The following is a 5,817-nucleotide window of genomic DNA, read 5'->3' as shown; positions in this document are numbered from 1 at the left end:
TTTATTCTCTAATCTGACCTTGGCCATTAATATAGAACTTGGTTGAAGTTAGGGCCTCAAGTCCCATTGGACCACGGGCGTGCATTTTTTGGGTTGAGATTCCGATTTCAGCCCCCAATCCAAAGACGAAGCCATCTGTGAAGCGAGTTGAGGCATTGACATAGACAGCTGCAGCGTCTACGTCGTCTTGGAATTGCTCCGCACGACTGATATCCTGAGTCACGATAGCCTCTGAATGCGATGTCGTGTAAGTATTAATCCAATCAATGGCCTCATCAAGGCTGTCTACCACTTTAACAGACATAATATAGTCAAGAAACTCTGTCGCAAAATCTTCTGGTGAAGCTGGTACAGCTTTTTCCATGAGTTTCAGAGCCGTTTCATCTGCACGGAACTCAACAGCTTGAACTTTTGAAATAGCTTTTTCTAAGTTAGGTAAGAATTCTTCTGCAATATCAGCGTGAACGACGAGAGATTCTGCAGCATTACACACGCTTGGTCGTTGGGTCTTGGCATTGATGACAATCTGTGTCGCCATATCTAAGTTAGCATATTTATCCACATAAATATGACAGTTACCAACACCCGTTTCGATGACAGGAACCTTGGCTTTTTCTTTAACCGTTTGGATGAGACGGGCTCCACCACGAGGGATGAGCAAGTCAACATACTTGGTCGCCGCCATGAGTTCCTCGGCTACCTCATGAGAGGTATCTTCAACCAGTTGAACAGCATCTGCTGTGATACCCGCATTTTCCAAAGCCTTACGAGCTACTGTAACCAGGGCCTTGTTGGAATTGATGGCATCACGTCCTCCACGAAGAATAATGGCATTATTAGTTTTAAAGGCAAGGCTAAAGGCATCGATTGAGACATTGGGACGGCTCTCAAAAATCATAGCGATAACACCCATAGGAACACGCTTTTGAACAATTTTAAGACCGTCTAGATTTGTATAGCCACGAACCACTTGACCGATTGGGTCCTGAAGAGCTGCTACCTGACGGACACCCTCAGCAATCCCTGCGATACGGTCTTCCGTTAAAAGCAAGCGGTCTCGCATAATCTCTGAAATACCATTTTCCTTGGCATTGGCCATATCCTTAGCATTTTCAGTAATAATATAGCCACTCTCAGCTACTAGAGCTTTAGCTACCTGATTTAAAAGGTCGTTTTTAGCTGCTGTTGACAATTTAGCAATCTGACGACTCGCCACTTTGGCCTGATGGCCCAATGTATCAATATATGTCATATTAGTCCTCCTGTTTAAAGAGTGTACCGATTTTGGCTCCTTCTAGGACACGAAGAATGTCACGTGGATTTTCACCATTCATTAAAACCATTTGACTATGATTTTCAAAAACCATCTGAGCGGATTTAATCTTACTCATCATACCACCCGTACCAAATTTACTACCGGCACCACCAGCTGATGCCAGAATTTCCTCTGTAATCTCTGGGACATAGTTACGAAGGGTCGCATCCTCATAGACATTTGGGTTCTTATCAAAGAGCCCATCAATATCTGACAACATGATAAGTAGGTCTGCACCAACAATCTTAGCAACGATAGCAGACAAGCGGTCGTTGTCCCCAAACTTAGTCGCATGATCCATTTCATCTACGCTAACAGCGTCATTTTCATTAACAACTGGGACAACTCCAAGCTCTAAGAGGCTCTCAAAAGCATTGATGGCATTGGCTAAACTCTCGGGATACTCAACCACATCACGCGTCAAAAGCAACTGAGATACCTTGGTTTGGTAATGTGAAAAGACCTGAGAATATAGGCTCATCATAGCCACCTGTCCTACACTCGAGACAGCTTGTTGCTTACCGACTTCAGCCGGTCGCTTGTCTAGGTCTAAGACATTGAGCCCGAAGCCCATGGCACCAGAGGATACGAGGACAACCTCAATCCCTTTATTGTGTAAGCTAGAAATAACAAAAGCTAGCTGATCGATTTTTTCAAGATTAATTTTCCCTGATGGCAAAACCAGAGAGCTGGTCCCGATTTTGATAACTAGGCGTTTTACTGAGTCAAAATTTCGTTTCATGTTTATGATTATACACTAAATTCTTGTATTTTAACATCTATAATGTATAACTTTAAATAACTAACATTATCATCAAAAAAAGAATCCCTCCAATCGGAGAGACTCTTTAAACAGTTTGTTCTAGGCAAAAAACATGGCTCTAATACGTTTCCAACGTCTGCGATCAACAAAGAGATAAACGATTAAGGCAATTAAAGCTATAAGCCCAGATACTATAGTATTGACTACTAGGGCAATCCAGAACTTACTTGCAAAGAAGACCACACCGCCCAGCAAGGCTGCAATAAAAATGGTAAGGACAAAAATACCCATATAAAGCCACTGGCCGCCGCCCCGGTTGAAGAGTTGGGTAACTTCCTGCCAATTCACTTCCAACAATTTAATGTCACGTTCAAAGAAATAGCCACCTGCAAGATAGGTTGTCACAAGGAAACCAATGATGAAACTCAGTACTAAAACCGGATGGAGATGTGCAAGGAATATTAAACCAAGTCCTCCTAATAAGAGGGAAACACTGACTTGCAAGCCATAGAAAATCCAAAACTTTTGACGAAGATAGTCACCCATATTGATTGGCAAGCTACGAATAAAGTCAAAGTTTGTCCCCTCTAAGGAAGTTGCCACACCAAGAAAACTTGTTGGTTGAGCTGAAAAGAAACCAAAGGCAATTCCGACCAAAAGCAGGAGTCCGAAATAGTCTGGACCCAGATCTTTCAAAAAGACCGCACCCCCACCTAGCATGATCATATATAAGACTGGTACCACATAGGTATTGATAATGAGGGTTGAATTCCCCAAAGTAGATAAATGATGGCGAACCAAGACCTGTCTTTGGCTTCGGGTAACAGCTTTGGCCTGAGACTTTCTAGCCTTCTGGTTATAGATGGCTTCGTGGAAATAACGAGGCATTCTGACTTTATAAAACCAATAGCCCAAGATAAGCACTAAGATAAGAGGAAGATAGAAATTTAGCAGAGCCTCTGGAGATAGAGGGGCAGCTACGACATCATAGTAACCTCTTAGATAAGGCAACAAGGGAAAATTGACATGCCCAGCACCCTTAATATAACCATTAAGAAAACCAACCATCATGATAGGCAACATAATCAATATGGTCGACAGAGTCATCAGGATACTCGAATAGAGCTTTTGACGAGAGCTACGAACAATCATGGTCCCAATGCTATTAGCGAGAACTACTGACAGAACGAGATTGACAAAAAGACAAAGGATAAAGGCAAATAGACCTACAGGTATCCCAAGCGGCCCAATAAATTGCCAGTAAGCTAGAATCAAAAGACTAAGGATAGGTACCATGAAGCTCATACCAACCATAAAACCTGACAAGGTCTTGGCAAGGAAAACTTCTGATGGTTTCAAGGGGAGAGATAGATAGACCTTGCTATCTTTACTGTCATAAAAGGTACTATAGAGAGCCGTGAAGGTCTGGAGAAGTCCCATGATTGAAAATGTCAAGAGATATAGGGTTAAGACTCCAGGATTGGCCTTATAATCGACACCTACAAAAAGATAGCTATAGACAACCGTAAAAACAACTAGAATCAAGAGTTGTTGTCTAAGCATGGCATTAACGATGGAGAAATTAGCTTTTTTCTTTTTCTCCTGACGTTTCTGTAGGTTAGTTACTGCTTGAGGATTGGCGTAGAGGAGATTAATTTTAAAAAGCTCCCAAACATGGTTCCAGTTCATGACTATACCTCCTCAATCTTACGTCCAGCCATTTCCAGATAAATGGTTTCCAAATCCTTATCAGGGTACTGAGATTTCAGTTCAGCTAGAGACCCTTGGAAGATAAGTTTTCCTTTCTTCAAGATAGCAATACGATCACAGAGTTGCTCAGCTACACTTAAAACGTGGGTTGAGAAAAGGACACTATTGCCTTCCTTGGCATGATGACGCATGGCTTCCTTCAAATCATAAGACGCCTGTGGATCCAGACCAGTTAAGGGCTCATCCAAAACCCAAATCTGTGGATTAACTAAAAGGGCACCGATAACAACAACCTTCTGACGCATACCGTGAGAAAAGGAAGAAATGAGGTTATAGCGATTTTCAGTCAAGTCAAAGGTAGACATGAGATCAGTCAAACGTTCCTCGACTTGACTAGCTTCCAAATCATAGATACGTGTCAAAAAGTACCAATAGTCATTAGCGGTCAAATTTAGAAATAAGTCCGGCGAATCTGGCACATATGCTATTTTCTTCTTAATAGCATCACGATGCAGGCTAAGGGCCATATCATCGACGTAAACTTCACCGTAGCTAGCTTCAATGATAGACGTCAAAATGGAAATGGTAGTGGTTTTACCAGCTCCGTTGTGCCCAATCAAACCAAAGATTTCACCATCTCGAATCTCGAGATTAAGATCTGAGAGAGCATCTTTATCTTCATAACGTTTCGTTACATGTTCAAACCGAATCATCTTTTATCCTTTCTTGAGAACCTATTTAACGATGGCCTCATCTTATAATTTATATTAGATTTTGAGTTAGAGTTGTTTCCTTATTTTTTATGAATAACGCTCTAAAAATACTGGAAATAGATTTAGATAAGGCTATTTCGTTACCTCCTCATTCATTGTATCATTTTAAAGGTACAATTTCAAGAAAACGTTTGCAAATACGAGACAATTTTGCATTCAGCCTTTGATAATGCTAAACTTATAGTATTTAGAACAAATAGGAGGAAAATCACTGGTGCCAACTGGAATTATCATCAACTCGCTATCTATTATCTTAGGAGGAATCGCTGGAGGACTCTTTGGGGATTATCTCAGAGACGATTTCAAAGACAATCTTAACCTTATCTTTGGCCTGGCCTCTATGGTTATGGGGATTAGCGCCATTATGAATATGGTTAATATGCCTGCAGTTATCTTTGCAGTAGTTATCGGTACCATCATTGGACTGGCCCTAAAGTTTGGAAACCTCATCAACAAGGGAGCTGGACTTATGGAAAAAGGCTTGTCCAAGATTACGCCAAGCAAACAAACAGGGTTAGCTCACGATGAATTTTATGCACAGCTCTTAACGGTTATCGTCCTTTTTTGTGCGAGTGGCACAGGAATTTATGGGAGCCTTGAGTCTGGGATGACAGGCGATGCTTCCATCTTGATTTCCAAATCTATCCTAGATTTCTTTACGGCCATGATTTTCTCTTGTAGCCTAGGCTACATCATCTCCATGATTGCCATTCCACAATTTATCGTTTTCTTCCTCCTCTTTGTAAGTGCTGGTTTCATTCTTCCTCTAACAACAAAAGCCATGATTGGAGACTTTAAGGCTTGTGGGGGCTTCCTCATGATTGCGACTGGTTTTCGTATTATGAAACTGCGTCAATTCCCAACAGCAGATATGATTCCGGCCATGATTCTGGTTATGCCTATTTCCTGGGCCTGGGTAAATTGGGTGGTGCCTTTTCTTGGCTGAAATTACTATTGAAATAACGACATACCGTCAGTCTAATGCTGGCGGTTTTGGTCTCTATTTATTGCCATTATAGATACAAACTATTAAAAACTAGTAATGTTTATAGTGTTTAATTTTTCTAACCTTGTTTAGACTGAGATGAGTTTGTTATAATAGCCCTTTTAGGCCTAAGCAACCTACAAGATACTTTTTTCATAACTATTTCCATCCTCTAATATTTTAACGAACTTACAATACTGATGGGAATCTATCAGAAAAGACTGGTGTGTGCATACCGGTCTTTTTTGGTGGAATTAAGACACAAAAAACC

5 protein-coding genes are annotated in these 5,817 nt (G+C 41.1%); 1 reads left to right on the top strand and 4 read right to left on the bottom strand.

All coding sequences use genetic code 11. The features are described from left to right. Nucleotide 1: 1 nt before the first annotated feature. The 4 genes from HMPREF9425_RS01500 to HMPREF9425_RS01485 form a co-directional block, all read right to left on the bottom strand. A complete protein-coding gene (locus HMPREF9425_RS01500) occupies nt 2–1,252 on the bottom strand; it encodes a glutamate-5-semialdehyde dehydrogenase (protein ID WP_003096112.1) in 1,251 nt (416 codons plus the stop codon). Between the two features lies 1 nt (nt 1,253). Beyond that, a complete protein-coding gene (proB, locus tag HMPREF9425_RS01495; protein WP_003096111.1) occupies nt 1,254–2,057 on the bottom strand; it encodes a glutamate 5-kinase in 804 nt (267 codons plus the stop codon). A gap of 120 nt (nt 2,058–2,177) precedes the next feature. Next, nucleotides 2,178–3,767 (bottom strand): hypothetical protein, encoded by a 1,590-nt coding sequence (locus HMPREF9425_RS01490; protein WP_003096110.1) that lies wholly within the window; start codon nt 3,765–3,767, stop codon nt 2,178–2,180. A 2-nt stretch (nt 3,768–3,769) separates the two neighbouring features. Further along, nucleotides 3,770–4,501, bottom strand: coding sequence for an ABC transporter ATP-binding protein (locus HMPREF9425_RS01485; RefSeq protein ID WP_003096109.1), 732 nt, complete (start codon nt 4,499–4,501; stop codon nt 3,770–3,772). A 274-nt stretch (nt 4,502–4,775) separates the two neighbouring features. Between HMPREF9425_RS01485 and HMPREF9425_RS01480 the strand changes: the two genes are divergently transcribed. Then, entirely contained in the window at nt 4,776–5,507 is a 732-nt protein-coding gene (locus HMPREF9425_RS01480) for a DUF554 domain-containing protein (RefSeq protein WP_003096108.1), read from the top strand. Nucleotides 5,508–5,817: the final 310 nt, after the last annotated feature.

Origin of the sequence: Streptococcus vestibularis ATCC 49124 (genome assembly GCF_000188295.1) — a bacterium.
Lineage (GTDB): Bacteria > Bacillota > Bacilli > Lactobacillales > Streptococcaceae > Streptococcus > Streptococcus vestibularis.
This window is presented reverse-complemented; position numbering and strand designations above follow the sequence as displayed.